General features: G+C 43.7%; 1 protein-coding gene. It reads left to right on the top strand.

Annotated features, from left to right (window positions below):
* Positions 1–2 precede the first annotated feature (2 nt).
* Positions 3–263: LCP family protein (locus tag ELQ05_RS08600; protein ID WP_208336097.1), on the top strand; the 261-nt coding region annotated here is incomplete at its 3' end.

The raw sequence follows: 263 nt of genomic DNA, 5'->3' as shown, positions 1-263 counted from the left end.
ACATGAAATTATCTAAAACCACCATCGATATCCTGAAAAACTTTTCTCAGATCAACCCGTCAATCATGTTGAGCAAAGGCTCATTCATCATGACCAAATCGATCAACAGCGTACCCTATGCTGAAGCAGAAATCAGCGACGTTATTGATGAAGATATCGGTATCTACGATTTGAACTCGTTCCTGAATCAGGTTAATCTGGTTGGCACCGACGCCGATATTAAACATGACCTGGCGACCGGCGAAATCGTTATCCGTGGCGAC

The sequence above is a fragment of the Campylobacter sp. US53 genome, assembly GCF_004378995.1.
GTDB classification, from domain to species: Bacteria; Campylobacterota; Campylobacteria; order Campylobacterales; family Campylobacteraceae; genus Campylobacter_D; species Campylobacter_D jejuni.
The sequence above is the reverse complement of the archived record's forward strand: the minus strand, read 5'-3'. Positions and strand labels throughout refer to the sequence as shown.